Origin of the sequence: Micromonospora sp. DT62 (genome assembly GCF_049847285.1) — a bacterium.
GTDB classification, from domain to species: domain Bacteria; phylum Actinomycetota; class Actinomycetes; order Mycobacteriales; family Micromonosporaceae; genus Micromonospora; species Micromonospora reichwaldensis.
The window spans coordinates 1-24,229 of the sequence record NZ_JBNCOB010000008.1; the positions used below are offsets into that span (position 1 = coordinate 1).

23 protein-coding genes and 2 pseudogenes are annotated in these 24,229 nt (G+C 74.9%); 18 read left to right on the forward strand and 7 right to left on the reverse strand.

Going from position 1 to position 24,229, the window contains the following annotated elements:
- Positions 1 to 73 precede the first annotated feature (73 nt).
- Complete coding sequence (locus ACPXCB_RS14060; RefSeq protein WP_425875505.1) at positions 74 to 649, reverse strand: hypothetical protein; 576 nt, start codon at positions 647 to 649, stop codon at positions 74 to 76.
- A gap of 212 nt (positions 650 to 861) precedes the next feature.
- Between ACPXCB_RS14060 and ACPXCB_RS14065 the strand changes: the two genes are divergently transcribed.
- A complete protein-coding gene (locus ACPXCB_RS14065; RefSeq protein ID WP_425875507.1) occupies positions 862 to 1,560 on the forward strand; it encodes a CBS domain-containing protein in 699 nt (232 codons plus the stop codon).
- 1 nt (position 1,561) lies between these two features.
- A pseudogene (locus tag ACPXCB_RS14070) lies at positions 1,562 to 1,774 on the forward strand (hypothetical protein); the annotation flags it as partial.
- A gap of 24 nt (positions 1,775 to 1,798) precedes the next feature.
- Here ACPXCB_RS14070 and ACPXCB_RS14075 read toward each other — a convergent pair.
- A complete protein-coding gene (locus tag ACPXCB_RS14075) occupies positions 1,799 to 2,527 on the reverse strand; it encodes a helical backbone metal receptor (RefSeq protein ID WP_425875509.1) in 729 nt (242 codons plus the stop codon).
- Positions 2,528 to 2,673: 146 nt separating this feature from the next.
- On the opposite strand from ACPXCB_RS14075, the gene ACPXCB_RS14080 reads away from it, so the two are divergent.
- Positions 2,674 to 3,546, forward strand: a complete 873-nt coding sequence (locus ACPXCB_RS14080; protein ID WP_425875511.1) for a phytanoyl-CoA dioxygenase family protein — start codon at positions 2,674 to 2,676, stop codon at positions 3,544 to 3,546.
- A 19-nt stretch (positions 3,547 to 3,565) separates the two neighbouring features.
- Here the strand turns inward: ACPXCB_RS14080 and ACPXCB_RS14085 are convergent, their stop codons facing one another.
- Positions 3,566 to 4,132, reverse strand: a complete 567-nt coding sequence (locus tag ACPXCB_RS14085; protein ID WP_425875513.1) for a GNAT family N-acetyltransferase — start codon at positions 4,130 to 4,132, stop codon at positions 3,566 to 3,568.
- A gap of 156 nt (positions 4,133 to 4,288) precedes the next feature.
- Between ACPXCB_RS14085 and ACPXCB_RS14090 the strand changes: the two genes are divergently transcribed.
- Positions 4,289 to 5,173, forward strand: a complete 885-nt coding sequence (locus ACPXCB_RS14090; RefSeq protein ID WP_425875515.1) for a hypothetical protein — start codon at positions 4,289 to 4,291, stop codon at positions 5,171 to 5,173.
- Between the two features lie 302 nt (positions 5,174 to 5,475).
- Positions 5,476 to 6,714, forward strand: coding sequence for a hypothetical protein (locus ACPXCB_RS14095; RefSeq protein WP_425875517.1), 1,239 nt, complete (start codon positions 5,476 to 5,478; stop codon positions 6,712 to 6,714).
- A gap of 52 nt (positions 6,715 to 6,766) precedes the next feature.
- On the opposite strand, the gene ACPXCB_RS14100 is transcribed toward ACPXCB_RS14095, so the two are convergent.
- From ACPXCB_RS14100 to ACPXCB_RS14110, 3 genes are all read right to left on the reverse strand, one after another.
- Positions 6,767 to 8,017 carry an MFS transporter gene (locus ACPXCB_RS14100; RefSeq protein WP_425875519.1) on the reverse strand — a complete coding sequence of 417 codons (1,251 nt, stop codon included), beginning with the start codon at positions 8,015 to 8,017 and terminating at the stop codon, positions 6,767 to 6,769.
- 318 nt (positions 8,018 to 8,335) lie between these two features.
- Positions 8,336 to 8,683: a histone-like nucleoid-structuring protein Lsr2 gene (locus ACPXCB_RS14105; protein WP_132234604.1), complete on the reverse strand. Its 348-nt coding sequence runs from the start codon at positions 8,681 to 8,683 to the stop codon at positions 8,336 to 8,338.
- 136 nt (positions 8,684 to 8,819) lie between these two features.
- Positions 8,820 to 9,461 carry a response regulator transcription factor gene (locus tag ACPXCB_RS14110; protein WP_425875521.1) on the reverse strand — a complete coding sequence of 214 codons (642 nt, stop codon included), beginning with the start codon at positions 9,459 to 9,461 and terminating at the stop codon, positions 8,820 to 8,822.
- A 102-nt stretch (positions 9,462 to 9,563) separates the two neighbouring features.
- Between ACPXCB_RS14110 and ACPXCB_RS14115 the strand changes: the two genes are divergently transcribed.
- The 5 genes and pseudogenes from ACPXCB_RS14115 to lon all read left to right on the forward strand — a co-directional run bounded on the left by ACPXCB_RS14115 (position 9,564) and on the right by lon (position 14,657).
- Positions 9,564 to 10,832, forward strand: a complete 1,269-nt coding sequence (locus tag ACPXCB_RS14115) for a manganese catalase family protein (RefSeq protein WP_425875523.1) — start codon at positions 9,564 to 9,566, stop codon at positions 10,830 to 10,832.
- Between the two features lie 106 nt (positions 10,833 to 10,938).
- Positions 10,939 to 11,115: pseudogene (locus ACPXCB_RS14120) on the forward strand (putative manganese transporter); the annotation flags it as partial.
- A 70-nt stretch (positions 11,116 to 11,185) separates the two neighbouring features.
- Positions 11,186 to 12,007, forward strand: a complete 822-nt coding sequence (locus ACPXCB_RS14125) for a putative manganese transporter (RefSeq protein ID WP_425875525.1) — start codon at positions 11,186 to 11,188, stop codon at positions 12,005 to 12,007.
- 23 nt (positions 12,008 to 12,030) lie between these two features.
- Positions 12,031 to 12,288 carry a hypothetical protein gene (locus ACPXCB_RS14130; protein ID WP_425875860.1) on the forward strand — a complete coding sequence of 86 codons (258 nt, stop codon included), beginning with the start codon at positions 12,031 to 12,033 and terminating at the stop codon, positions 12,286 to 12,288.
- Positions 12,289 to 12,326: 38 nt separating this feature from the next.
- On the forward strand, positions 12,327 to 14,657 hold the full coding sequence (lon, locus tag ACPXCB_RS14135) for an endopeptidase La (protein ID WP_425875527.1): 2,331 nt from the start codon (positions 12,327 to 12,329) through the stop codon (positions 14,655 to 14,657).
- 65 nt (positions 14,658 to 14,722) lie between these two features.
- On the opposite strand, the gene ACPXCB_RS14140 is transcribed toward lon, so the two are convergent.
- Positions 14,723 to 16,519: a DEAD/DEAH box helicase gene (locus ACPXCB_RS14140; RefSeq protein WP_425875528.1), complete on the reverse strand. Its 1,797-nt coding sequence runs from the start codon at positions 16,517 to 16,519 to the stop codon at positions 14,723 to 14,725.
- Positions 16,520 to 16,632: 113 nt separating this feature from the next.
- Between ACPXCB_RS14140 and ACPXCB_RS14145 the strand changes: the two genes are divergently transcribed.
- The 8 genes from ACPXCB_RS14145 (at position 16,633) to ACPXCB_RS14180 (ending at position 24,162) form a co-directional block, all read left to right on the forward strand.
- The gene (locus tag ACPXCB_RS14145) at positions 16,633 to 17,154 is read left to right on the forward strand and encodes a 2'-5' RNA ligase family protein (RefSeq protein ID WP_425875530.1); all 522 of its coding nucleotides are present in this window, start codon (positions 16,633 to 16,635) and stop codon (positions 17,152 to 17,154) included.
- 98 nt (positions 17,155 to 17,252) lie between these two features.
- Positions 17,253 to 17,999 (forward strand): ArsR/SmtB family transcription factor, encoded by a 747-nt coding sequence (locus ACPXCB_RS14150; protein WP_425875531.1) that lies wholly within the window; start codon positions 17,253 to 17,255, stop codon positions 17,997 to 17,999.
- 182 nt (positions 18,000 to 18,181) lie between these two features.
- Positions 18,182 to 19,198 (forward strand): cytochrome P450, encoded by a 1,017-nt coding sequence (locus ACPXCB_RS14155; protein ID WP_425875533.1) that lies wholly within the window; start codon positions 18,182 to 18,184, stop codon positions 19,196 to 19,198.
- Positions 19,195 to 19,989, forward strand: a complete 795-nt coding sequence (locus tag ACPXCB_RS14160) for an isocitrate lyase/PEP mutase family protein (protein ID WP_425875534.1) — start codon at positions 19,195 to 19,197, stop codon at positions 19,987 to 19,989. The genes ACPXCB_RS14155 and ACPXCB_RS14160 overlap by 4 nt, the downstream gene beginning before the upstream one ends.
- Before the next feature lie 200 nt (positions 19,990 to 20,189).
- A complete protein-coding gene (locus ACPXCB_RS14165; RefSeq protein WP_425875536.1) occupies positions 20,190 to 21,152 on the forward strand; it encodes a DUF5715 family protein in 963 nt (320 codons plus the stop codon).
- Between the two features lie 4 nt (positions 21,153 to 21,156).
- Entirely contained in the window at positions 21,157 to 22,767 is a 1,611-nt protein-coding gene (locus tag ACPXCB_RS14170; protein WP_425875538.1) for an asparagine synthetase B family protein, read from the forward strand.
- Positions 22,768 to 22,908: 141 nt separating this feature from the next.
- Complete coding sequence (locus ACPXCB_RS14175) at positions 22,909 to 23,829, forward strand: PfkB family carbohydrate kinase (protein ID WP_425875540.1); 921 nt, start codon at positions 22,909 to 22,911, stop codon at positions 23,827 to 23,829.
- A gap of 111 nt (positions 23,830 to 23,940) precedes the next feature.
- Positions 23,941 to 24,162 carry a DUF2188 domain-containing protein gene (locus ACPXCB_RS14180; RefSeq protein ID WP_225852266.1) on the forward strand — a complete coding sequence of 74 codons (222 nt, stop codon included), beginning with the start codon at positions 23,941 to 23,943 and terminating at the stop codon, positions 24,160 to 24,162.
- The last annotated feature ends 67 nt before the right edge of the window (positions 24,163 to 24,229 follow it).

Below are 24,229 nucleotides of genomic sequence, written 5' to 3' on the forward strand. Positions count from 1 at the left end.
CAGAGCAAGGGTCACATCCACTGCCGCCAGCCATCAGCCCATCACGTACGGACCGACCCGGCCAGCCTCACAGTCAGCGCAGCCAGGGGAACCGCCGCACGATCGGGAGCTTCGCCCACGTCGCGCCCAGGCCGAGGGTCGCGCCGGCGTTGACCAGTGCGAGACCGACCAGCAGCGCCGCGTTGATCAGGTGCTCGTCCATGAAGGGGTTGTTCTCGGGAGGCAGGACGACCGTCCACATCATCACGTAGAGCACCGCTCCCGCGACGGCGGCGATCCGCATCCCGATGCCGAGCAGCAGCGCGACGCCGATCGCGGCCAGGCCGGCCATGAAGAGCACGTCGGCCCAGGCGGCCCCGGCGATGCCCTGGTAGAAGTCCGCGAACGGGCCGGCCGCGCCGAAGGTCAGGAAGCCCTTGGTGGGGCTGCCGCCGTTGATCCAGGCGTTCTTCGCCTCGGTGGCGAACCCCAGACCGAAGACCTTGTCCAGGAACGCCCAGAGGAAGGTCCACCCGAGGGCGATCCGGATGCCGGCGAAGACGTACCGGGCGGCCCGTTCCCTGGGGGTCTCGCCGACGTGCCGGGTCTCCGCCACCGCAGCGTCGGTCCCGACGGTGGTGCGCTCGATCGTCGCGGCCATTGTCTCCACGTCCCTTCGTGTGCCTGGCACCGCGCTTTCCGGTGGCATCTCCATTGGACGCCCGTCGGCGCCGGGCGGGCAGGGCCGATCGGGCCCCACCGGACCGGGACCTTGGACCCCTCCCGCACCGGTCCGTACGGCCGGTCCGGTCCGGTCCGGCGGCCCTGCCCGGCGGCCCGCCGCGGCCGTAGCGTCGCGGTGGGAACGACAGGGAGGTCGCGATGAGGACGTGGCAGGTGGACGACGTGATGACCCGGGAGGTCACGACGGTGGGGGAGGAGACCCCCTACCGGGAGATCGTCGACGCGTTGGTCCGGCGGGGCATCAGCGGGGTGCCCGTGGTGGACGGCTCCCGTCGGGTCCTCGGCGTGGTCTCCGAGTCGGACCTGCTGCACAAGGTCGAGCGGGCCGGCCACCCGGACGAGCGGCGGGTCTTCGAGGGGCGACGACGCCGCACCGCCCGGGAGAAGGCCGAGGCGCTGCTGGCGCGCGACCTGATGACCGCCCCGGCCGTGGCGACCTGGCCGGAGGCGACGATCTCCGCCGCCGCCCGGCAGATGGACCGGGAGTCGGTCAAACGGCTGCCGGTGCTCGACGACCTGGGCCGGCTCGTCGGCATCGTCACGCGCGGTGACCTGCTGCGGGTGCACCTGCGCACCGACGCGGAGATCCGCGAGGACGTGGTGCAGGAGGTGCTGCGCCGGGTGCTCGCGGTGCGGGACGGGCTGGTCACCGTCCGGGTGCGCGGGGGCGAGGTGACGCTCGACGGCCGGTTGGACCGGCGCAGCGCCGTCGAGCTGGCGGGCCGGCTCGCGGGGCAGGTCAGCGGCGTGGTCCAGGTGACCAGCACCCTCGCCTACGACGTCGACGACACCACCCTCGCCGATCTGGACCCGGCCCGGATCACCCCGGTGGCCTGACGTGGCGGGGCTGCTGCGGCACTTCGGCTACCTGCGGTACGGGCTGGCCTTCCTGCTGGCCTTCGCCGGGGCGAAGCTGATCCTGGCCGGGACGCCGGTCGGGAAGCTGCCGGTCTGGTCGACCCTCGCGGTGGTGGTGCTGACGCTGACGGTCGCGATCGGGTGGAGCATGGTCGACGCCCGTCGGGAACGGCGCCGGCGCGCGAGCGGGTGACCGGTCACGCTGGGGCCGCGGCGGTCAGACCGGGTGCACGACCGGGTCGGCGAGCTGGGCGGAGAGCACGGCGGGCGCTTCGGCGAGCGACGGGCCGTACCAGGTCAGGTGCCTGCCGGAGAGCAGGGCGCAGGGGGTGCCGGGGAACGCCTCCGGCCCGTCCTCAGCGGTGAAGCGGTACGGCTCGTCGGGCAGCACCACCAGCTCCGGTGCGCGGGCGCGCAGCGCGTCGAGACTCGGCCGGGGATAGCGCTCGTCGTCGTCGGCGTACGCGTTGGTGACGCCGAGCCGGCGCAGCACGTCACCGGCGAAGGTGTCGGCGCCCAGCACCACCCACGGTCGCCGCCAGACCGGCACCACCGCCCGGCGGGACGGTCGGGCGGTGGGCAGCCCGGCCCACGCCCTGCGGGCCTCGGCGAGCCACTCCGGTTCGGCCGGGGCGCCCAGGTCGCGGAGCAGGTCCGCCAGCTCGGTCAGCGCCTCGTCGACGGTACGCGGGTAGGTCACCCGTACCGGCACGCCGGCGGCGGTCAGCGCGTCGGCGTCCTCCCGGCGGTTCTCCTCGACGTTGAGCAGGACCAGGTCGGGGCGCAGCGCGCGTACCCGGTCCAGGTCCGGGTACTTGCTCCCGCCGACCCGCGCCACGTCCAGCCCGGCCGGGTGGGTGCACCAGTCGGTGGCGCCGACCAGCAGACCCGGCAGGGTCAGGGCGACGGCCTCGGTCAGCGACGGCACCAGCGAAACGACCCGCACCCCCGCGTACCTCCCCGGTCCCGTGCGCCGACCACCGGCGTACCGGTCGATCATGCCCCGACCCGTGGCGGGGGTGGCGGCCCGGGCGTCCCTTGCGGCGCCTCTACAACGTTGTAATACTCGCCTGGTCCCCGTCAGGAGGTTCGATGAGGTCCCACTCCAGCGCGCCCGCGCCGCGCACCGACCAGCCCGGCGCCCCCGTCGAGGACGAGGAGGTTCCCCTGGAGGCGCTCGGCGACCTCTACCGGGACGGCATCACCGCATGCCGGGGCGCCTTCGCCGTGGACTGGGTGGACCGCGTCGGCGAGGACGTCGAGGCCGCCTTCCGGGAGGCCCGCTCCCGCCCCGACGGCGCGGTCGGCCGCGGCCCGCAGCGGTGGTACGTGGAGATCCACCCCGAGCAGCTGCGCGGCTTCGTCGACCTGGTGACCCACCCGTGGGTGGTCTCGGTGTGCCGGGCCGTGCTCGGGCCCGACTACCAGATCGTCGAGCTCGGCTTCGACATCCCGTTTCCCGGCGCGGCCATGCAGCCGTGGCACCGGGACTTCCCGATGCCGGAGGACACCCGCCGGCAGCGGCGGCTGACCTCGCTGGCCTTCAACCTGACCACGGTGGACACCGTGGAGGAGATGGGGCCGTTCGAGATCGCCCCGGGCACCCAGTGGGACGACGGACGCGACTTCGACCACCAGATGTTCCCGCCCAGGGAGCGCCACCCCCGCTACGCGCAACGGGCCGTCCGCAAGTATCCGCGGCGCGGCGACATCTCCGCCCGGTCCGCGCTGACCATCCACCGCGGCACGCCGAACGTCTCCACCCTGTCCCGCCCGGTGCTGGTGCTCGGCGTCGACGCGCCGGGAGCGGGCAACGCCGCGCACCACGACATGGCGGTCACCCGGGGGTACTGGGCGGGCCTGCCCGAGCAGGTGCGCGCCCACCTGCCCTGCCCGGTGGTCGACGCCCTGACGCCGATCCGGCAGAAACACACCATCGAGGGCCTGGTGATGGGCGCGGAGTGACAGTCGGCTCGCGCCGGGCCTAGCCGGCGTCGCGGCGCAGCCACCGCTGCCGGGTCAGCGCGTACTCCACCTCGCCGTGCTCCGCGCCGTCGATCAGCTCCGGCCAGTCCCCGACGTACGTCCGCACGAGCCGTAGCCCGCACTTCTCCATCACCCGACGCGACGCGGCGTTGACGGACATCGTGTTCGCGGTGACCCGCTGCACGCCGAGCGCGGTGAAGCCCTGCTCGATCAGCGCCCGGCAGCCCTCGGTGGCGAGGCCGACGCCCCAGGCGGACCGGCGCAGCCGGTAGCCCAGCTCCACCTCGCGGACGTCGCCGTCGCGGGTCGGGCGGAACTCGAACCAGCCCAGGAAGTCGCCCGAGCCCCGGCTCAGCGCCGCCCACCACCCGAGTCCCGGCGGTCGCCGGTAGTGGGCGAGGATCCGGGGCAGGACGCGCTCCCGGACCGCCTCCGGCGGGGTGGGGCGCCCGCCGGTGAGGTACCGCATCACCTCGGGGTCGCCGTCCAGCTCCACGAGCAGGTCGGCGTCGTCGGCGGTGAACTCGCGCAGCACCAGCCGCTTTGTGTCCAGGAAGACGCTCACCCGCCCATCCCACCGGCGCGGGCGGGTGACCTCAAGCGAATTGCGGGCCGACGGCCCGAGGGGCACCACCGGCACGCCGGCCATGATCGACGGCCTAGACTCGCCCCCGGCCGACGCGTCGGCCCCGATCGGCGGCGGGACGGACGGATCAGGCGGATGACGAGCACCGGTGGTGGGGGCGGCTCCTGGCTGCGTGCGGTCGCCGGGGACGGTGGGCGCGGCCCGCTGCTCGCCCGGGGCGGCCAGCTCGTGCACGGCCCCCGCCGGCTCGGCGAACTGGTGCAGGGGCGTCCGCCGGGCGTCACCGGCAACCAGTGGAACACGGCCAGCCGGGAGGGCTACGACCTCGTCGTCTGCGCCGCCGACACGGCCCGGCCGGTCTTCGCCGTCGAGGTCGGCCCCGTCGCGGCCCCCGGCTCCGCCGCGCAGCGGGTCGAGCGGCTGAAGAACGCGGTCGCCGAGGCGGTCGGCCTGGCGGTGCTGCGGATCGGGTCGCCGACGCTGCGGGCCGAGGAGCACGGGCGCCGGATCGTGGCGTACGTGATCGACGCGTGCGCGTACGCGGCCCTCGGCGCGGGGGAGCCCGACGACACGGGGGTGCCCCCGGTCGGCTTCCGCGACATCCTCGGTCGGCTGCCCGACGGGCGGACCGGGCACGTCAACGACCTCGGTGCCCTGGCCCGGGCCGCCGCCGTCGAGGCGTACGTGTCGCGGCGGCTGGTCGACCCGATCGTGCGGGGGCTGCACGTGCGCTGGACGGGCGGGCCCGCCGAGGGATGGAGCTGGGTACGGGTGCACCCCGGTGCCTGCCTGGTGGAGCGGGTGACGGTGCACCCGCAGCACGTCTCCGTCGGGGTGGATCCGGGGCGGCTGGCCGAGGACCTGGCGGCGGTGGCCGTCGGGGAGCGGATGCGCGCGCTGGACGCCGCCGAGGCGGCCCTGACGCCCTGGGACGAGTTGCTCGCCGAGATCCGGGGGCTGGAGTCCCGGCACGACGAGATGACGGGCGGCTTCGCGTTCGCCCACCTCTGCGCGGACTGACCCGCCCTGCTCCGGTGGCGCCACCGGCCGCCGGCCCGGCGCACGTCACCGGTCGACGCCCGGGCCCGCCCGGATTCCCGGATTCGCGTTGAACCTTCGCGCCGGCCGTCCCGTACTCCTGCGGGAATGGACAGGATCTCCCCGACCGCGCCGCGCGGCGCGGAAGACGGTGCGGAAAGGGCATCGTCGGTCATCGACGTGCCACCGGCTCGCCGCGACGGTCCCCGTCGGGTGCGCCCCTCAATTCCGTCGGTCCGCCGAGGTCTCGAATCAACTACCGGATCGCGAAGGAGAGCAATTCGATGCGCAGGTCCACACGGGCGCGCCGGTCATCCGGTGGCGCGCGGAGCAAGCGACTGCTGGCCGTCGTCGGCACGCTCGCGGTCTTCGGCGGGATCGTCGCCGTGACCCAGATCTCGTCGGCCGAGGACCGGCGGCCGACCAGCACCCGACCGGCCTCCGCCGCCTGCGTGGAGCCGAGCCCGGGCGCGACCGCGCCGAGCGGGCGGGGCACCAGCCGGACCTGGCAGGACGGCCGCTGGGTGCGCAACCACTGGGGGGACGGGCAGCAGTCGGTCGCCGAGTGCGAGCAGACGCGGGGCGGCGGCGCCGACAACGGCGGCTCGGCCGTGGCCTGCCCGGACGTGGCCAGCCGGCTGCCGCGGGTGCCCGACCGCGCCCGCGCCGAGGTCGACCGGAACCTGAACCTGCTGCAGACCCAGATCGCCGAGGCGGACCGGCGGCTGGCCGCCGAGGGCCGGCGGGGCGAGGAGTTCGTCCGCACCTCGATCCTCGAGCCGCTGGCCGGCAAGCGCCGGGCGACGCTGGAGCGGATCACCATCGCGATCGACCGGGTGGGCCCCCGGCCGCAGGGCCTGGCCCGGCTCGCCGAGTGCCAGGTGGCGCCGACCGGCGGTAACAACGGTGGCGGCAACAACGGTGGCGGTAACAACGGCGGCGGTAACAACGGTGGCGGCAATGGTGGGCCCGGTGCCGGGCTGGGAGTGATCGCGAACGACTGCGAGGACAGCCGGTTGCAGCCGCACGACGGTTTCCAGAACGGCAACCGCTGCGTCAGCACCGCGTTCGGCGAGGTGGGCGCCGCGGCCGACAATCCATCGCTGTTGATCACCGAGTTCCCCGACCGGGTCGGGTCGAACCAGCCGTTCACCCTCCGGGTCTCCACCCGCAACCTCGTACGGGACCGCTTCCTGGCCGCCGGGCAGGGCGGGTACTACGTGGAGAGCTCGCTGCTCAACGAGCAGGGGCTGGTGCGGGGCCACTTCCACACCGCCTGCCGGATGCTGGGCAGCCTCCGGCAGCCGCCGCAGCCGCAGGAGGTGCCGGCGTTCTTCGTCGCCACCGAGGACAGCCGTGGTGGCGCCGAGCCCGACGACGTGACCATCCAGATCCCCGGGCTGCCCGGATCCGGCACCGCCCAGTGCGCGGTCTGGGCCGGCGACGGCTCGCACCGGGTGCCGATGATGGAGCGGGCCAACCAGACACCGGCCTTCGACGTGGTGCGCATCCAGGTCGGCTGACGACCACCGCGGGGCCGTCCGGGCGCACCCCGGCGGCCCCGCGGCGGCGCGTTCACGCCAGCGCCGCGGCCTCGCGCGGAGCGGCGGGCGCCGCGGCGGCCCGCAGGGCGGTGATCCGCCGGGCCCGGGGCCGCACCGCCAGGAGGTTGCCGGCGGCCACCAGCAGGGCCAGCCCGAACAGCCCCAGCCAGAGGACGTCGGTGGAGAACCGGGCAGCGACCAGGCCGCCCAGCGTCGGCCCGGCGAAGCTGGCGAAGGCGTGACCGAGCGAGTAGACGCCCTGGTAGCGGCCGCGCTGGGCGGCCGGCGCAAGGTCGGCGGTCAGCGCCGAGTTCGACGGGGTCATCAGCATCTCGCCGAGCGTCCAGACGGCCACCGTGAGCGCGTAGAACCAGACGGCGTCGGCCAGCGCGGTCAGGGCGAAGCCGGCGCCGATCACCACGACGGCCACGGCGACGGTGCGGGACCGGTCGAAGCGGCCGATCAGGCGGGGCACGAAGAGCTGCCCCAGCACGATCATCAGGCCGTTGACCGCGATGACCGGCCCGAAGGCCGACGCCGGCAGCCCGTCGGCCTGCAACGCCACCGGCAGCATCGCGCTGCTCTCGATGCAGAGCCAGGCCAACCCGGTGAGGGCCGTGAAGGTCAGGAAGACCCGGTCCCGCAGCACGGTGCCGAGCCCGCCGGAGTCGACGCGGGCGACCTGCGCGACGGTCACCGGGGCGGGGCGCGACTCGGGCACGGTCAGGCCGATCAGCGCGGCGGTGCCGAGCAGCACCGCCGCGTTGATCGCGAACAGCAGCAGCGGCTCGACCCGGACCAGCAGGCCGGCCACGGTCGCGGCGACGGCGAACCCGATGTTGATCGCCCAGTAGTTCAGCGTCAGCGCGCGCAGGCGGTCCCGTTCGCCCACCACGTCGATGACGGTCGCCGTGAAGGCCGGCCGGGCGACGCCCAGGCAGAGCCCGAGCAGCAGGGTGAGGGCCGCGATCGCCACGGGGTGCCCGCTCAGGCCCAGCGCCAGCGCCGCCGCCGCGGCGGCCACGTTTCCGGTCAGCATGGCCGGCCGCCGCCCCCACCGGTCCGCGACGATCCCGCCGAGCACGCCACCGGCCGCGCTGCCGGCTCCGTGCAACCCGATCACGATCCCGGCGTACGCGGGACTGAGGCCGCGTACCGACACCAGGTAGACGCCGAGGTAGATGGCGACGAAGCTGCCCAGCCGGTTGATCAGCGTGGCCGACCAGAGGTACCAGAAGACGCGGGGCAACCCCCCGGCCGTCTGGCCCCACCATCGCGTCATCCGCCACCCCCGAGATCCGCACCGGTAATGCTCGACAAAGCTGTCGCTCATTACACTCGGGAAGTGCGGCGGCCCGGCTGCGCGCCGGGGTGATCGTGGCGATGATCACGCTCGCCGGGCCGGTGAACGGGCCGTTGTCGGCCGATCCGAAGCGACCCGGCGACCCGCCGATGGTCGAAGCGCAATCGTGGCGGGCCGGGAATGGGCCCGCCGGCGGGCGCGGGTCGTGCGAATGGATCGCCGTGGGAAAAGACCGGCGGGGCCGCGCTGATTCCTCAGCGTGACCCCGCACCAGCCCGAGCGTGAGCCCGGCGCCGGTCAGCGGTTCTTGTACGCCTCCACGACCTCGACCGGGATGCGGCCGCGCTCGGAAATCTTGTAGCCGTTCTTGGTGGCCCATTCCCGGATGGCCCGGTTCTGCTCGCGGTCCATTCCCGAGCCGCCCGGCGTGCCTGCCCGCCGAGGTGCCCGCCCGGTGTCGGCGGTTCCGCGACCGATCCGCCGGCCAGCGTTGATGTACGGGTCGAGGGCCTTGCGCAGCACGCCCGCGTTCTCGTCGGAGACGTCGATGGTGTATGCCACGCCGTCCAGACTGAACTCGACGGTCCGGTCGGCCTTTCCACCGTCGAGGTCGTCGGTCAGGACCGTGATTACTTTTCTCGCCATCGTCAATTACTCCCTGTGTGGGGCGGGGTGTGGTCAAAGTTTGACGTATCCCGGGGCTAATCCGCAACAATGCGCGTCGTCCTCATTTCGGCGCGTCGCGTTATCGCGGGAAAACGGCTCGGCGCAAAGCCCGGGGTCAGTCGCCGAGCAGACCGGCGTGACCGGCGAGCGCCGCCGCCTCGGCGCGGGTGGAGACCCGCAACTTTCGCAGCAGCGCGGCCGTCATCCGCTTTATGGTGCGTTCCGAGACGTGCATCCGTTCGGCGATCTCGACGGTGCTGCGGCCCGCCGCGATGGCCTGGAGCATCGCCCGTTCCTCGTCGTCGAGATCGACCGGGGCCGCCCGGCCGGGCCGCAGCAACGCACGGAGCAGGTGCCCCGGCAGCACCGCCCAGCCGTCGAGGACGGCCAGCAGCGGGGGCAGCAGTTCCTCCGGCTCGGCGGTCTTGGGCAGGAAGGCCTCGGCGCCGGCGCGCAGCGCCTCCAGGGCGGGAGCCGGGTCCTCCGCGCCCGACATGGCCACCACCCGCACCCGGGGCGTGGTGCGCCGGATCGCCGCCACGGCCCGGATCCCGCCCGGGGGCGGCATGTGCAGGTCGACCAGCGCCAGGTCGGGTAGGCAGCGGCCGACCAGCGAGGCGGCGGCCGACGCGTCGCCGGTGGAGCCCACCACCTCCGCCCGCCCGTCGGTCGTGGCCGGCAGCAGCAGTTCCAGCCCGCGGACGAACAGCGGGTGGTCGTCCACGACGGCCAACCGGACGACGGGGGGAGCGGGCATGCCTGGTCCGTTCCCGAGCGGGTACCGATCATGCGGCCGAACGAGGGAGGTCGGGCGGATGCGCGAACGGCACGGGGGGCGGGGACCGTTGCGACTGCTCCGGTGGGCGGGGCCGAACCCGGTCCGGCCGACCCGGCGGCCCTGGACACCGACCCGGAACTGCTGCTGCGCGTGCTCTGCCACGAGTTCCGCACCCCGGTCAGCGCCCTCACCTCGCTCACCCGGGCGCTCGCCGACGAGAGGCTCCCGCTCACCGGCGACGACCGGCGCGCCATCACGGGCCTGGCCCACGAGCAGGCCGTACACCTGCAGGGTCTGCTGCGGGACGCCGCCGCCGGCACCGGGGCGCTCGCGCCGGCGGCGGACCCGGCGGCGCCGTTGGCGCAGGTCCTGCGCGGTGCGGCGGCCCTCGTGCCCCCGCACCGGCGGCTGACCGGGGTGACGCGGCGGGCCGGGGGCTGCCCGGTGCCGCGGCGCCGGACCCGGCAGGTGGTGACCAACCTGGTGGAGAACGCGCTGCGGCACCGTCCGGCCGAGGGCCGCGTCGGCATCCATGCCGCGTTCGCCCGCCGGCTCCAGGAGGTCCTGGGCGGCAAGTGGGGCGAGATGACCGTCGCCAACCAGTACCTCTACCAGGGCTGGAACTGCCGCCTGCCCGGCAAGTACAAGGACCTCTTCCTCGACGTCGGCACCGAGGAGATGGGCCACGTCGAGATGATCGCCACGATGATCACCCGGCTGCTGGAGAACGCGCCGCTGTCGTTGCAGGAGGCCGCCGCCGACAACCCGATGGTGGGCGCGATCTACGGCGGGTCGAACCCGGCGCACTTCATCCACGGCGGCGGCGGAGCGCTGCCGGTGGACAGCGCCGGCGTGCCCTGGAACGGCAACTTCATCACCGCCAGCGGCAACCTGATGGCGGACTTCCAGCTCAACGTCACCGCCGAGGCACAGGGCCGGCTCCAGGTGGCCCGGCTGTTCAACATGACCGACGACCCCGGGGTCAAGAACATGCTCCGTTTCCTGCTGGCCCGCGACACCATGCACCAGAACATGTGGATGGCGGCCATCGAGCAGCTCAAGGAGGACGGCCTGGAGGAGATGCCGGTGCCCGACGCGTTCCCGGACTCCAAGGAGTTCACCGAGCAGTTCAGCTACACGTACCTGGACTTCTCGCCGGGCACCGACGCGTCGGAGGGTCGCTGGGCGTCCGGGCCGGCGCCCGACGGCAAGGGCGAGTTCCGCTACGACCACAGCCCGCGCGCGCACGCGCCCGAGCCGGTCCTGCCGCCCGGCGACCCGCGGCTCTACGGCACGAACCCGGGCCTAGCCAAGGGCGCCGCCAACAAGGTCAAGAGCAAGCTCACCTGACGCCGTCGCGCCGGGCCGTCCGCGCGCGGCGGACGGCCCGGCGGCGCCGTACCGGAGGAGGTGTGCCGTGACCGAACTCGTGCTCCGCCCGCTCGCGGACGCGTTCATGCAGGTGGGTGGCTACGTCGCCGTCATGGTGGCGCTCTTCGGCTGGCTGCGCTGGCGATACGGCGACCGGGTCACCGACGGGCTCACCAGCCGGCCCCGGCTCGGTCCGCTGGTCGGCGCCCTGCTGGGCGTCAGCCCCGGCTGCGGCGGGGCGATCATCCTGATGCCGCTGTACGCCCGGGGGAAGGTCTCCTTCGGCACCGTGGTCGCCGCCCTGGCGGCCACCATGGGGGACTCCGTCGTGGGTGGTGCTCGCCTGGAACCCCCTGTTCGCTCTCAAGATCCACGCGCTGCTCTTCGCGGTCGGCCTGGTGACCGGGTACGTCGTCGACGCGCTCGGCATCGACCCGGCCCGCGCGGTCAACCACCGGGTCGCCGCCGCGCCCGCGCCGCTCGGCCTGGCCGCCGTGGGCGGGCCGGACCTCGCCGGCGCGCGGTGGGTGCTCGGCGGGCTGCTGCCCCGCGTGCCGGCGTCCACGGCGTTCTGGGGGCTGACCACGCCGGCGTTCGCGGTGTCGGTGCCGGTGGTATTCCAACTGGTCGACCCGGGCGCGCTGACCCGATCCTTCGGGGGCGTCGACCCGTACCTGGCGCTGGGGGTGCTCGGCACGCTCACCGCGGCGCTGATCTTCGCCGGAGGGCGGGGAAAGCTGGCCGACGACAGCCTGGAGACCGCGCAGCCCCGCTCCTTGCGGGAGACGTTGCGGCACAGCGCGCACGAGGCGTCCTTCGTCACCGTCTGGGTGGCCGTGGCGTATCTGGGCTGGCAGGTGGTGACCACCACGACGGGCTTCGACGGCTCCCAGCTTGCCCTCACCGGGCTCGTCGGCGTGCTGGTCGGCGCCGGCATCGGCCTCATCCCCGGGTGCGCGGTGCAGATCGTCTTCACCGGCCTGTACGTCAGCGGCGGCCTGCCGCTGCCCACCCTGGTCGCCAACGCGATCAGCCAGGACGGCGACGCGCTGATCCCGCTCGCCGCGCTGCGCCGGCACTCGGCGGCGCTCGCCACCGTCGTCACCACCGTGCCGGCGGCAGCCGTCGGCGCCGCCCTGCTCGTCCTGCTCTGATCCCGTACGGAGGGGAGATCCCGATGTCCGTCGCGATCCCGATCGCCCGCACCCGTCGCAAGCTCCTCGTCTTCGCCGTGCTGACGGGCGTCGCCGCCGTGGCCGGCCTGCCGGGCTGGACCGTCGCCGCACTGGCGCTGACCTGTCTGGCGATCCCGCTCGCCGTGGCGGCCGCCGGGGGCGCCGGCCTGGCGCGCGAGCTGCTGCGCCCGCAGCGCCGTCCCGCGGGCGAAGGTGGCCTGGGTCACAGCCCGGAACAAGGGGAACGATTTGTTACTTGAGTTGGACACGCTCAACTCAACGCGATAGCAGGTGTTCGATGGCAACTCTCCCGGTACTTCCCCTGACCGACGCCGTGCTCCTGCCCGGCATGGTCATCCCGGTGACCCTCGACCCGACCACCCAGGCCGCCGTCGACGCGGCCCGCGCCACCGGTGACCACAAGCTGCTCGCCGTGCCCCGCCTCGACGGCGAGTACGGCCCCGTCGGCGCGGTCGCCACCATCGAGAAGGTCGGCCGGCTGCCCAGCGGCGAACCGGCCGCCGTCATCCGCGGCCTGTCCCGCGCCCGGATCGGCTCCGGCGTACCCGGGCCCGGCGCCGCCCTCTGGGTCGAGGCGACCGAACTCGACGAACCCGCCCCCGCCGGCCGCGCCCGCGAACTCGCCCGCGAGTACCGCGCCCTCATGACGTCCGTGCTCCAGCAGCGCGGCGCCTGGCAGGTCATCGACGCCATCGAGCGGATGACCGACCTCTCCGAACTGGCCGACTCGGCCGGCTACGTGTCCTGGCTCAGCCTCGCCCAGAAGACCGAGCTGCTCGCCGCGCCGGACGTCACCGCCCGGCTGGAACTGCTCGTCGGCTGGGTGAAGGACCACCTGGCCGAGCAGGAGATCGCCGAGCAGATCAGCACCGACGTCCGCGAGGGGCTGGAGAAGTCCCAGCGGGAGTTCCTGCTGCGCCAGCAGCTCTCCGCCATCCGCAAGGAACTCGGCGAGGACGAGCCGGACGGCTCCGCCGACTACCGGGCCCGCGTGGAGACCGCCGAACTGCCCGACAAGGTCCGCGAGGCGGCGCTGCGCGAGGTCGGCAAGCTGGAACGCGCCAGCGACGCCTCCCCGGAGGCGGGCTGGATCCGGACCTGGCTCGACACGGTGCTGGAGATGCCGTGGGGCACCCGTACCGAGGACGACACCGACCTGGCCGCGGCCCGCGCCGTGCTCGACGCCGACCACGCCGGCCTGGCCGACGTCAAGGACCGCGTCCTGGAGTACCTCGCCGTGCGCAACCGGCGGGCCGAGCGCAACCTCGGCGTCGTCGGCGGCCGGGGCTCCGGCGCGGTGCTCGCCCTCGCCGGCCCGCCCGGCGTCGGCAAGACCAGCCTCGGCGAGTCGATTGCCCGCGCGCTCGGCCGCAACTTCGTCCGGGTGTCCCTCGGCGGTGTCCGCGACGAGGCCGAGATCCGTGGCCACCGGCGCACCTACGTCGGCGCGCTGCCCGGCCGGATCGTGCGCGCCCTGCGCGAGGCCGGCTCGATGAACCCGGTCGTGCTCCTCGACGAGGTCGACAAGCTCGCCGCCGGTTACTCCGGCGACCCGGCCGCCGCCCTGCTCGAGGTGCTCGACCCGGCGCAGAACCACACCTTCCGCGACCACTACCTCGAGGTCGACCTCGACCTGTCCGACGTGCTCTTCCTGGCCACCGCCAACGTGGTGGAGGCCATCCCCGGCCCGCTGCTGGACCGGATGGAGCTGGTCACCCTCGACGGCTACACGGAGGAGGAGAAGGTCGCCATCGCCCGCGATCACCTGCTGCCCCGGCAGCGGGAACGGGCCGGGCTCACCGCCGAGGAGGTCGGCGTCGCCGACGACGCCCTCGCCCGGATCGCGGGCGAGTACACCCGCGAGGCCGGCGTGCGGCAGCTCGAACGGGCGCTGGCGAAGATCCTCCGCAAGGTCGCGGTGACCCTCGCGACCGACCCGGCGCCGGTCCGCGTCGACACCGGCAACCTCGCCACCTACCTCGGGCGGCCGAAGTTCACCCCGGAATCGGCGGAGCGGACGGCGGTGCCCGGCGTGGCCACCGGCCTGGCCGTCACCGGAGCCGGCGGCGACGTGCTCTTCATCGAGGCCACCAGCATGGAGGGCGAGCCGGGGCTGACCCTGACCGGCCAGCTCGGCGACGTGATGAAGGAGTCGGCGCACATCGCGCTGTCGTACCTGCGCTCCAACGGGCGCCGGCTCGGACTCGACCCGAACGCCCTCGCCGGACGGCGGATCCACCTGCACGTGCCGGCGGGCGCGGTGCCGAAGGACGGTCCGAGCGCCGGCATCACCATGGTGACCGCCCTCGCGTCGCTGGCCAGCGGCCGGCCGGTGCGGCCCGAGTTCGGGATGACCGGCGAGGTGACTCTCTCCGGCCGGGTGCTGCCCATCGGCGGGGTGAAGCAGAAGCTGCTCGCCGCCCACCGGGCCGGCCTGACCGAGGTGATCATCCCGGCCCGCAACGAGCCGGACCTCGACGACCTGCCCGCCGAGGTCCGGGAGGCGCTGACCGTGCACACCCTGGCCGACGTCGCCGACGTGCTCGCCCTGGCGCTGCGCCCGGCCGACGCCGACACCCGCCCCGATCCGGCGCTCGCCGCCGCCTGAGGTGTCAGGAAGGGCCCCCTGCCAACGCCTGGTGCATGGCAGGAGGCCCTTCCTGACGTGCGGGGTCAGCGACGGTCGCGCCGGTCGAAGTCCCGGTCGCGGCGCTCGCGCCGGTCGGCCCCGTCGAAGTGGCGCTCGCCGCCGCCGTCGCCGTCACGGTCCCGGCGTACGGTCGCCTTGCGGCCCTTGATCGTGCTGCCACGCAGCCCGGCGATGACCTCGTCGGCGATGCTCTGGGGCACCTCCACCAGCGAGAACCGGTCGGCGATCTCGATCGAGCCGATGTCCCGGCCGCTGACCCCGGTCTCGCCGGTGATCGCGCCCACCAGGTCCTGCGGGCGGACCCCGGCGCGCCGGCCCAGCCCGATGAAGACCTGGGTGGTGCCGCCGGTGCGGGGCCGGGCGCCGCCCCGGCGCTCGCCCCGGCCGCCGGCCTCCGGCCGCCCCTCACGCGGGCCCCGGACGGGAACCTGGGGGATCTCCTCCTCGTCGTCCGAGCCCGGCGAGGTCGCCTCGTGCGCCAGCTTCACCGCCGCGAGGGCCACCTCCACCAGGTCGAACTCGTCGGTCAACGACTCGACGATCGCCCGGTACGGGTCGAGGTCGTCCTCCAGCAGGCTCTCCCGCAGGGCGCCCTGGGTCAGCTCCAACCGCCGGGTGCGCATGTCCGCCACCGTCGGGATCTTGTCGATGGCGATGCGCTGGCCGGTGACCCGCTCGATGGTCTTGAGCATCCGGTGCTCGCGCGGCTCGGCGAGGGTGATCGCCACGCCCTCCCGCCCGGCCCGGCCGACCCGGCCGATGCGGTGCACGTACGACTCGGGGGCCGACGGGACGTCGTAGTTGACCACGTGGGTGAGCTGCTCGACGTCCAGGCCGCGGGCGGCCACGTCGGTGGCCACCAGCAGGTCCGCGGTGCCCGTACGCAGCCGGCCCATCACCCGGTCGCGCTGCTCCTGGCTCATCCCGCCGTGCAGCGCCTCGGCCCGGTAGCCCCGGCCGTTCATGGTCTCGGTGAGCCGGTCGACCTCCTCGCGGCTGCGGCAGAAGACGATCGCCGCCGTGGGGGACTCGACGTCCAGCACCCGGCCCAGCGCCGCCGGCTTGTGCGCCCGGGCGACGATGTACGCGCTCTGCCGCACCCGGGGCGCCTCGCCGGCCACCGTCTGCTCGCGGGCGATGAGGATGCGTACCGGGTCGGTCAGGTGCTTGCGGGCCAGCCCGTCGATGCGCGCCGGCATCGTCGCCGAGAAGAGCACCGTCTGGCGCTGCTCCGGCGCGTGCTCCAGGATCGCCTCGATGTCCTCGGCGAAGCCCATGTCGAGCATCTCGTCGGCCTCGTCGAGCACCACCGTGGCCAGCGAGCCCAGGTCGAGCGTGCCCCGGGCGATGTGGTCCAGCGCGCGGCCCGGGGTGGCGACCACGACGTCGACCCCGAGGTCCAGGGCGCGCAGCTGCCGGCCGATCGGCTGCCCGCCGTAGATCGGCAGCACGCGCGCGCCCAGGTCCTTGCCGTAGCGGTGGAACGCCTCGGAGACCTGCACCGCGAGCTCGCGGGTGGGCACCAGCACGAGCGCCACCGGGGCGCCGCCGGGCCGGTCGTCGGGCATCCGCTGCAACAGCGGCAGCGCGAAGGCGGCCGTCTTGCCCGTACCCGTCGCGGCCTGGCCCAGCAGGTCCCGACCGGCCAGCAGGGGTGGGATGGCCTCCCGCTGGATCGGAGTGGGCTCCTCGTAGCCCAGGGCGTTCAGCGCGCCCAGCAGCTCGGCGCGTAGTCCGAGGTCCGCGAAGGGGCTCGTGTCGTCGAGGGCGTCGGGGCCGGGCTCGGTGGGCGGGTCGTGCCGTACGGGTGCGGAACTCATGCCGTCAAGCTTTTCATCACCGCCGCGACGCCGTTTCGCCGACCGGCACAACGAGCATCCGCGCGGGTCCGGCGGGCGGCCATCGCCGTGCTCCGGCGGGCTAGCCTGGCGGCGTGCGTACGGTCGAACTGGTCTGCTCGCCCGACCTGGAGGCCGCCGTGCGCGGCGCCTGGGAGCGGCTGGCCGCGGTGGGGCTGCCCAGCCTGGCCCGCAACGCCCACCCGACGAACCGGCCGCACCTGACCCTCGCCGCGGTCGACGAGTTCCCGCCCGGCGCGCAGCGGCGGCTGGCCGACCTGTTCGACGCGGGGTTGCCGCTGCCCGTGCGGCTGGACCGGATCGCGGTGCTCGACGGCAGCGCCCCGCTGGTGTGGCTGGTGCACCCGTCGCCGGAGCTGACCGCCCTGCACGCGTCGGTCTGGGACGTCCTCGCCGGGGCCCCGGGACAGCGTCCCTGGCACGCGCCGGGGCACTGGCGCCCGCACCTGAGCCTGGCGCTGCGCTTCCGCGACGCCGATCGCCGGCTGGCCCGCGCGGTGGCGGGCGTCGACCGCCCCGACGGGGCCTTCGTCGCGGGGCGCAGCTACGACGGACAGAGCCGGACGGTCAGCCCGCTCGGCGGCGCCGGGCGCTGACCGGCTCGGCCGCCGCAGGCACCCGCAGTGAGGGGGACCGGCTGCGCCGGGATGACGTGTCGGTGGGGACCGCAACGTGGCCGTGTCAGCATGGGCCGGTGACCACCACCGCCGCGTCCGGCCCGGCGCTGGCCCGGCTCGCCGCCCTGCTCGCCGACGACACCCGGGCCCGCTTCTGCCTGGCCCTGCTGGACGGCCGGGCGTGGACGGCCGGTGAGTTGGCCCGGCTCGCCGGGGTGGCGCCGTCCACCGCCAGCGACCACCTCACCCGGCTGGTGCGGGGAGGGCTGCTGGTCGAGCAGCGCCAGGGGCGGCACCGGTACGTCCGGCTCGCCGGCCCTTCGGTGGCCCAGTTGATCGAGGACCTGGCCGGCCACGCCCCGGCTCCACCCCCGTCCGCCGGCTCGTTGCGCGCCGTCCGGGCCGGTGTCGCCCTGGCGTACGCCCGCACCTGTTACGACCACCTGGCCGGCCGCCTCGGCGTGCTGCTGCGCGACGCGCTGCTCGCCCGCCGGCTGCTCGACGACGCCGGTGGGCTGGCGCTGACCCCGGACGGGCTGGACTGGCTGGTCGGGCTCGGAATTCCGGTCGCACCGCTGCGGGGCGCCCGCCGTCCCCTGGTCCGCGACTGCCTGGACTGGACCGAGCGCCGCCCGCACCTGGCCGGGGCGCTGGGCGCGGCACTGTGCGAACGCTTCTTCGCGGCGGGCTGGCTCACCAGGGGTGTCGGCCGGGCGGTCCGGTTGACCCCGGCCGGCAGCCCCGCGCTGGCCGCCGCCCTCGGCCTCGCCCCGGCGGACCTCGCGCCGGAGGCGGCCCCCGACAGCGGCGGCGGCCGCGCCTGAGCGGAGACCCCACGACACCGGGAACGGCCACGCCCGATCGGAGATCGATCCCGCGAGGCCGGGGCTGCCACGTCCGATCGAAGACCGACCCCGCGACACCGGGGATGGCCGTGCCGGACCCCAGGCCCGGCGCGATCGACGGTTCGGCCGGCACCGAACCGATCCGGCCGTACGGTCGCGGCGTGATCGTCGACCAGCTCGTCATCCCATCCGTACCCGGCACACCGCCCTGCGGCCCGCCCGTCCTCGACCTTGGCACCGGCTGGACGGTGACCCGGCACGCCGACGTGCGGGCCGTGCTCACCGATCCGGCCTGCCAGGTTCCCGTCGCCGGGGGCGGGCCACCGGGCACCCTGGCCTGGCTGCGCGGTGCCGTCAGCCGGTTCAGCGCGCCGGAGCGGCACCCCGCGCGCCGGGCGGTCGGCCTGGCCGCCCTGGCCGCTGTGGACCCCGACGAGCTGTACGCCGATGCCGCCCGGCTGACCGGGGACACGCTCGACCGCGCCGGTGACCGCCTGGACGTGATGGCCGTGCTCGCGCGGCGGGTACCGCTGCGGGTGCTGGCGGCCCGCCTGGGGTTCGCCGATCCGGACGCGGTCGAGCCGGTGGTGACCGCGGTCGCCGCCGCCTACCATCCCGGCGCGGACGCCGTGCGCGTCGCCGCCGCCGACGCCGCGGTGGCGACGCTGCTGGCAATGGGGCTGCCGGGCCCGCCCGAGGCGGCGGCGAACCGGATCGGCCTGCTGGTCCAGGCGTGCGACGCCACGGCCGGACTGATCGGCGCCGCAGCCCGGCACGGGCTGGCGTTGCCGCCGACCGTGCCGACCACCGAGCTGCTCGCCGAGGTGCTCCGGCTCGACCCGCCAGTGCGCGGCACCCGGCGGGTCACGGTCGCGCCGGTCCGGCTTCCCGGCGGCGACCTCCCGCCGGGCAGCGAGGTCCTGCTGCGGTTCGACGCCGCCAACCGTGACCCGGCGGCACACGGCGACCCGGGCTGTTTCGTGCCCGGCCGCCCCGGCCCGTCGCTCACCTTCGGCGCGGGCCCGCGTGGCTGCCCCGGGCAGTGGCAGGCCCTCGCCCTGGCGGCCGGGGTCGTGGACGTGCTGCGCCGCCGTTGTCGCCTCGTCCACGCACCCGCGACCCACGAACCGCACGCGCTGCTGCGCGTCCCGACGACTGTCGAGGTGGTATCCCGATGAACGAGCGCTGCGCCGCCTTCCGCGCACTGCACCATGCCGACCGGCCGCTGCTGCTGCCCAACGTCTGGGACCATGCCGGCGCGGCCGCGTTCGCCGCACGCGGCTACCCGGCGGTCGGCACCACCAGCCTGGGCGTCGCCGCGTCCGTCGGCCTGCCGGACGGGGCGGCCGCGACCCGGGCGGAGACATTGCGCCTGGCCCGGGTGCTGCGTCGGCTGCCGCTACTGGTGACCGTCGACGTGGAGGCGGGGTGTGCCGACGACCCGGCGGCCGTCGCCGAGCTGGCGGTCGAGTTGGCCGCGCACGGGGTGGTCGGCATCAACCTCGAGGACGGCCGCGCCGACGGCACCCTCGATCCGGCCGAGCTGACCGCGGCGAAGGTGGCCGCCGTCAAGGCCGCCGCGCCGGGAGTGTTCGTCAACGCCCGCACCGACACATGGTGGCTCGGCCTGCCCGATCCGCTGCCGGAGACCCTGCGCCGAGCCCGCGCCTACGAGGCAGCCGGGGCCGACGGGATCTTCGTACCGGGAACCCCGGACGCCGACACGGTCGCGGCTCTGGTCGCGGGGATCGACGCGCCGCTCAACGTGCTGCATCGGCCGGGTGGCCCCAGCCTCGACGACCTTCACGCGCTCGGTGTGGCCCGGGTCAGTACGGGTTCGCTGCTGTTCCGGGCGGCGCTCGGCGCGGCTGTGGACACCCTGGACGCCATCCGCTCCGGCACCACACCGCCCACACGATCGCCCTCGTACGACGAGGTGCAGCGGTTGAGCGACGCGTCCAGACAGTGACGCCATCCGGCGTGCTCCACGCCAGGTGGCCTTGATGGCCTTCGAGGTGGCTGCCGTCAAGGGCACGTGTCGGACGGCCGTCGGCCTGTCTCGAAGGAGGGTAGATAGGAGGATTGTTCGGACTCATCCCGTCCAGTGTGATTACGGTGCGTACAGGGCGATGCGTACCGTGACGTCGTGACGGGAGAGGGGACCCGACCATGCGAGTGCCCAGCCGAAGCCCGGGCCAGCGGCCCGGCTCCTTCGTCACACCTGCCGTCCGGACGCGCCGACGCGTGCCCGGCATACCGCCCGACACCGCCGCCGCGCCCGACCTCGACGCCTACCGGGTCGCCGTGGCCGAGCTGCTGGTCGAGGTCGGCGCCCTGGCCGGCGCGTCCTGCACCGCCGCCCGGCAGGTGCTGATCGACGAGCGGCTGCGGGAGCCCGCGATCGCCGCCGTGCTGGACGCCACCCCGCAGGGGCTGATCGGCGCCCGCGAGACGCTGCTGCTGGAGATGGCCCGCTACCAGCCCAACGCGCGCAGCTCGGCCGCCGACCTCACCGCGCTGGTCCGGATCTACCTGCTCTCCCGCGTCGACGTGATGTGGTGGCGCGACGCCTCGACCTACCTCACCGACGCCCAGGTGGACGCCTGCCCCGAGCTGGTCGACCTGGAGTGGCTGCGTCGGCGGAACCTGCTGCGCTTCCGCTACACCGAGCAGCCGCGGACGCTGCTCCACCGCGGGCTGCGGGCGGCGCGGCGCCGGTTGTGGCCCGACGCGACGCCGCGTACGGCCGGGTTGCGGTTCCGGCGGGCCCGCCGCGAGGTGGTGGCGCTGCTCAACGACGTCGCCCGGGAGTTCGCCGCCAGCACCCCGCCCGCCACGCCGCCGCTGTGGGTGACCAGCCTGGTCCGCAGCGCCGAGCACCAGCACCGGCTGCGCCGACTCGGGTACGCCGCCATGATGCCCAGCGGGCACTGCCTCGGCTGGGCGGTCGACGTCGAGATGGAGTGGTTCGGCCGCTTCGGCGCGCGGGACACCCTGGCCGAGCTGCTGCTGGCCCGGCAGCGGGCCGGCGAGGTCAACGTGGTCGACGAGGGCCAGGCCTGGCACGTGTGCCTCGCGCCGGCGGCGCGGCGGCGGCTGCGCCGGGCGTACGAAGCCGAGATGGGGGTCTGAGTCGATGTGCGGCATCGCGTTGAGCCTCGGCCCCGAGGCCGATCCGACGATCTTCCGGCGGATGCTCGCCACCCTCGCCCCACGCGGCGAGGTCACCGAGACCCGTTACGAGAACGGCCTGCTCACCGGCACCCGTCGGCTGCCGATCGTGGACCGCGAACGCGCCGTGCAGCCGTGGGCCTCCGCCGACGAGCGGTGGCTGCTCTGCTACAACGGCGAGGTCTTCAACCACCCCGAGTTGCGCGCGGAACTGGTCCGGCTGGGACACCGCTTCGGCGGCACCGGCGACACCGAGGTGGTGCTCGCCGCCTTCCTGCAGTGGGGCGAGGGCATGGTGACCCGGCTGCGCGGCGAGTACGCCTTCGCCGTCGTGGAACGGGCCACCGGCCGGGCCTACCTGGTCCGGGACCCGCTCGGCGTCAAGCCGTTGTACTGGGCCCGGACGCCCGGCTGCCTGCACGTCGCCAGCGAGGTCAAGGCGCTGGTCGGGCACCGCGTGCCGATCGTCGAGGTGCCGCCCGGGCACCACGGCTGGGTCGAGCCCGACGGGCCGGTCCGGCTGCGCGCGTACGTCGACCTGCTCACCCTCGGCGACGGGCTGCCGGTGGTGGACGACCCGGACGAGGCCGCCCTGCTCGTCCGTGCCGCCCTCACCGACAGCATCCGGATGCGGGTGGACACCGACCTCACCGTCGGGGTGGTGCTCTCCGGCGGGCTCGACAGCTCGCTGGCCCTGCTGCACGTGCGCGAGATGCACCCCGACTGCGTCGCGGTCACGGTCGGCGTGCCCGACAGCCCCGACGTCGCGTACGCGCGGCGGCTCGCGAAGGACCTGGAGGTGCCGCACGAGGTGGTCGAGCTGCGCCCGCGCGACATCCGGCTGGCCGACATCCGGGAGGCGATCCGGATGTCCGAGCTGACCGAGTACGGCGACATCATCAACGCGGTGGTCACCGTGCCGCTGTTCCGCCGGCTGCGGGAGCTGGGCGTGAAGGTGGTGCTCACCGGCGACGGCTCCGACGAGCTGTTCGGCGGCTACCCGATGTACCACGAGGTCGGCCCCGAGGCGTCCCGCCGGCTCTTCCTGCACAAGATCCGCAACCTCTGCCGTACGGAGTTGCAGCGCGTCGACCGGGCCAGCATGGGGCACGGGGTGGAGGCCCGCGTGCCGTTTCTCGACCTGAGCCTGGTCGAGCTGGCGATGCGGCTGCCGATCGGGCTGAAGATGCGCGACGGACAGGAGAAGTGGATCGTCCGGCGGGCCTTCGCCGACCTGCTGCCCGACTACGTCCGGCGCCGGCCGAAGAACCCGATGTCGTACTCCTCGGGACTGCACGAGCGGGCCCGGCTCTACAAGCCGCTCTTCGCCCGGCTGCACCGCTCGTTCGGCTACCACCTGCTCGAACCGGTGCGCCGCGACTTCGACACCGTGCTGACCCGGTGCGGCAACGACCTGGACCGGGCCATCGCCGACGGCCGGGCCCGGCCCGACTACACCGTCCTGGAGCACGCCCGCGACCTGGTGGGCGCGGCGAAGTGGAACGCCGCCCCGATGGTGCGCCGGCTGGTCGGGCCGCGCCGCACGCGTGGCGACGAGGCCCCGCTGCCCGGTTGACCGCGCGCCACGCACCCCTCGCGTCGTCGGCCGGGGTACGCCACGCCCCCCTCGCGTGGTCGGCCGGGGCGTGCCACGCGACCGGCGACGCCTCCCGCTCGGCGCGGATCAACCAGGGCGCCCGCGGGTAGTGGTCCGGGCATGGCGGGACTGGACGTGATGGTGGTCGGGCAGGTGGCGCGGGACCTCGTACTGCGGGTGGACGAGGTGCCGGAGGCCGGCGGGACCGCCCCGGTACGGCGGCGGCGCGAGCTGCTCGGCGGCAAGGGGGCCAACCAGGCCGTCGGGCTGGCGCAGCTCGGCGCCGCCGTCGGTCTGCTCGGGGTGGTCGGCGACGACGAGGTGGGGGAGCGGCTGCTGGCGCTGGCGCGGGCCGACGGCATCGACGTCCAGTGGGTACGGCGCCGGCCCGGCACCCCGACCGCGCTCATCGTCGACGTGGTGGACGCCGAGGCCGACTGGCGCTACCTGGAGGACGTTGCCGAGGCCACCCTGCTCACCCCCGACGACGTCGCCGGGGCGGCATCCGCGCTGCGGGCCGCGCGGGCCGTACTGGTGCAGCTCCAGCAGCCGGCGCGGGCGGCCCGGATCGCCCGGGAGGCCGGCCGGCTGGTCGTGCTCGACGGCGCACCGACCGACGCGGCCGACGCCGACGCGCTGCTCGCCCTCGCCGACGTGCTGCGGGCCGACGCGCAGGAGGTGGAGCTGATCACCGGCCACGCGCCGCGGGACGCCGAGGCGGGGCTCGCCGCCGGGCGTGGGCTGCTGCGCCGCGGCCCGTCGCTGCTGGCCGTCGAGGTGGCCGGGAAGGGCAACGCGTTCGTCTGGCCGGACGGCGAGCTGTTCCTGCCGTTGAGCGGGACGCCCACCGTGGACGACACCGGCGCCGGGGACGCGTTCGTCGCCGCGCTGACCCTCGGTGTGCTGCGCGGCGAGCCCCGGGAGCGGGCCGCCCGGCACGCGGTCGCGGCGGCCGGTGCGACCGTCGGCCATCCGGGCGGCCGGCCCGCGCTGACGCCGGAGGCGATCCGCGCGCAGCTCGACCGGATCCCGGCCACGTGACGGGTGGCCACCTCCCTCCGGGTGGTGGCGGACGGCGTGTCCACCCAGGAGGGTTTTCCGCCCTCGGGGCCCGGGTATCCCGGAGGCCTGACCGAGAGGCGGGTGACTGACATGAAGCGCAACCAGTACCACGTCGTACCGAACGATGGCGGCTGGAAGGTCGAGCAGGGCAACCAGGTCGTCGGCACGTTCGACACCAAGCAGCTCGCCGTCGAGGCGGGGCGCCGGGCGGCGCACGGCAACGAGCCGAGCCAGCTCGTCGTGCACACGTCCGACGGCAAGATCGAGACGGAGTACACCTACCAGGACGACCCGTACCCGCCGGCCGGCTGACCGGCGTCCACGCTGGACACGAACGGGCCCGATCCCCGTGGGGGTCGGGCCCGTCGGCGCGTTACGA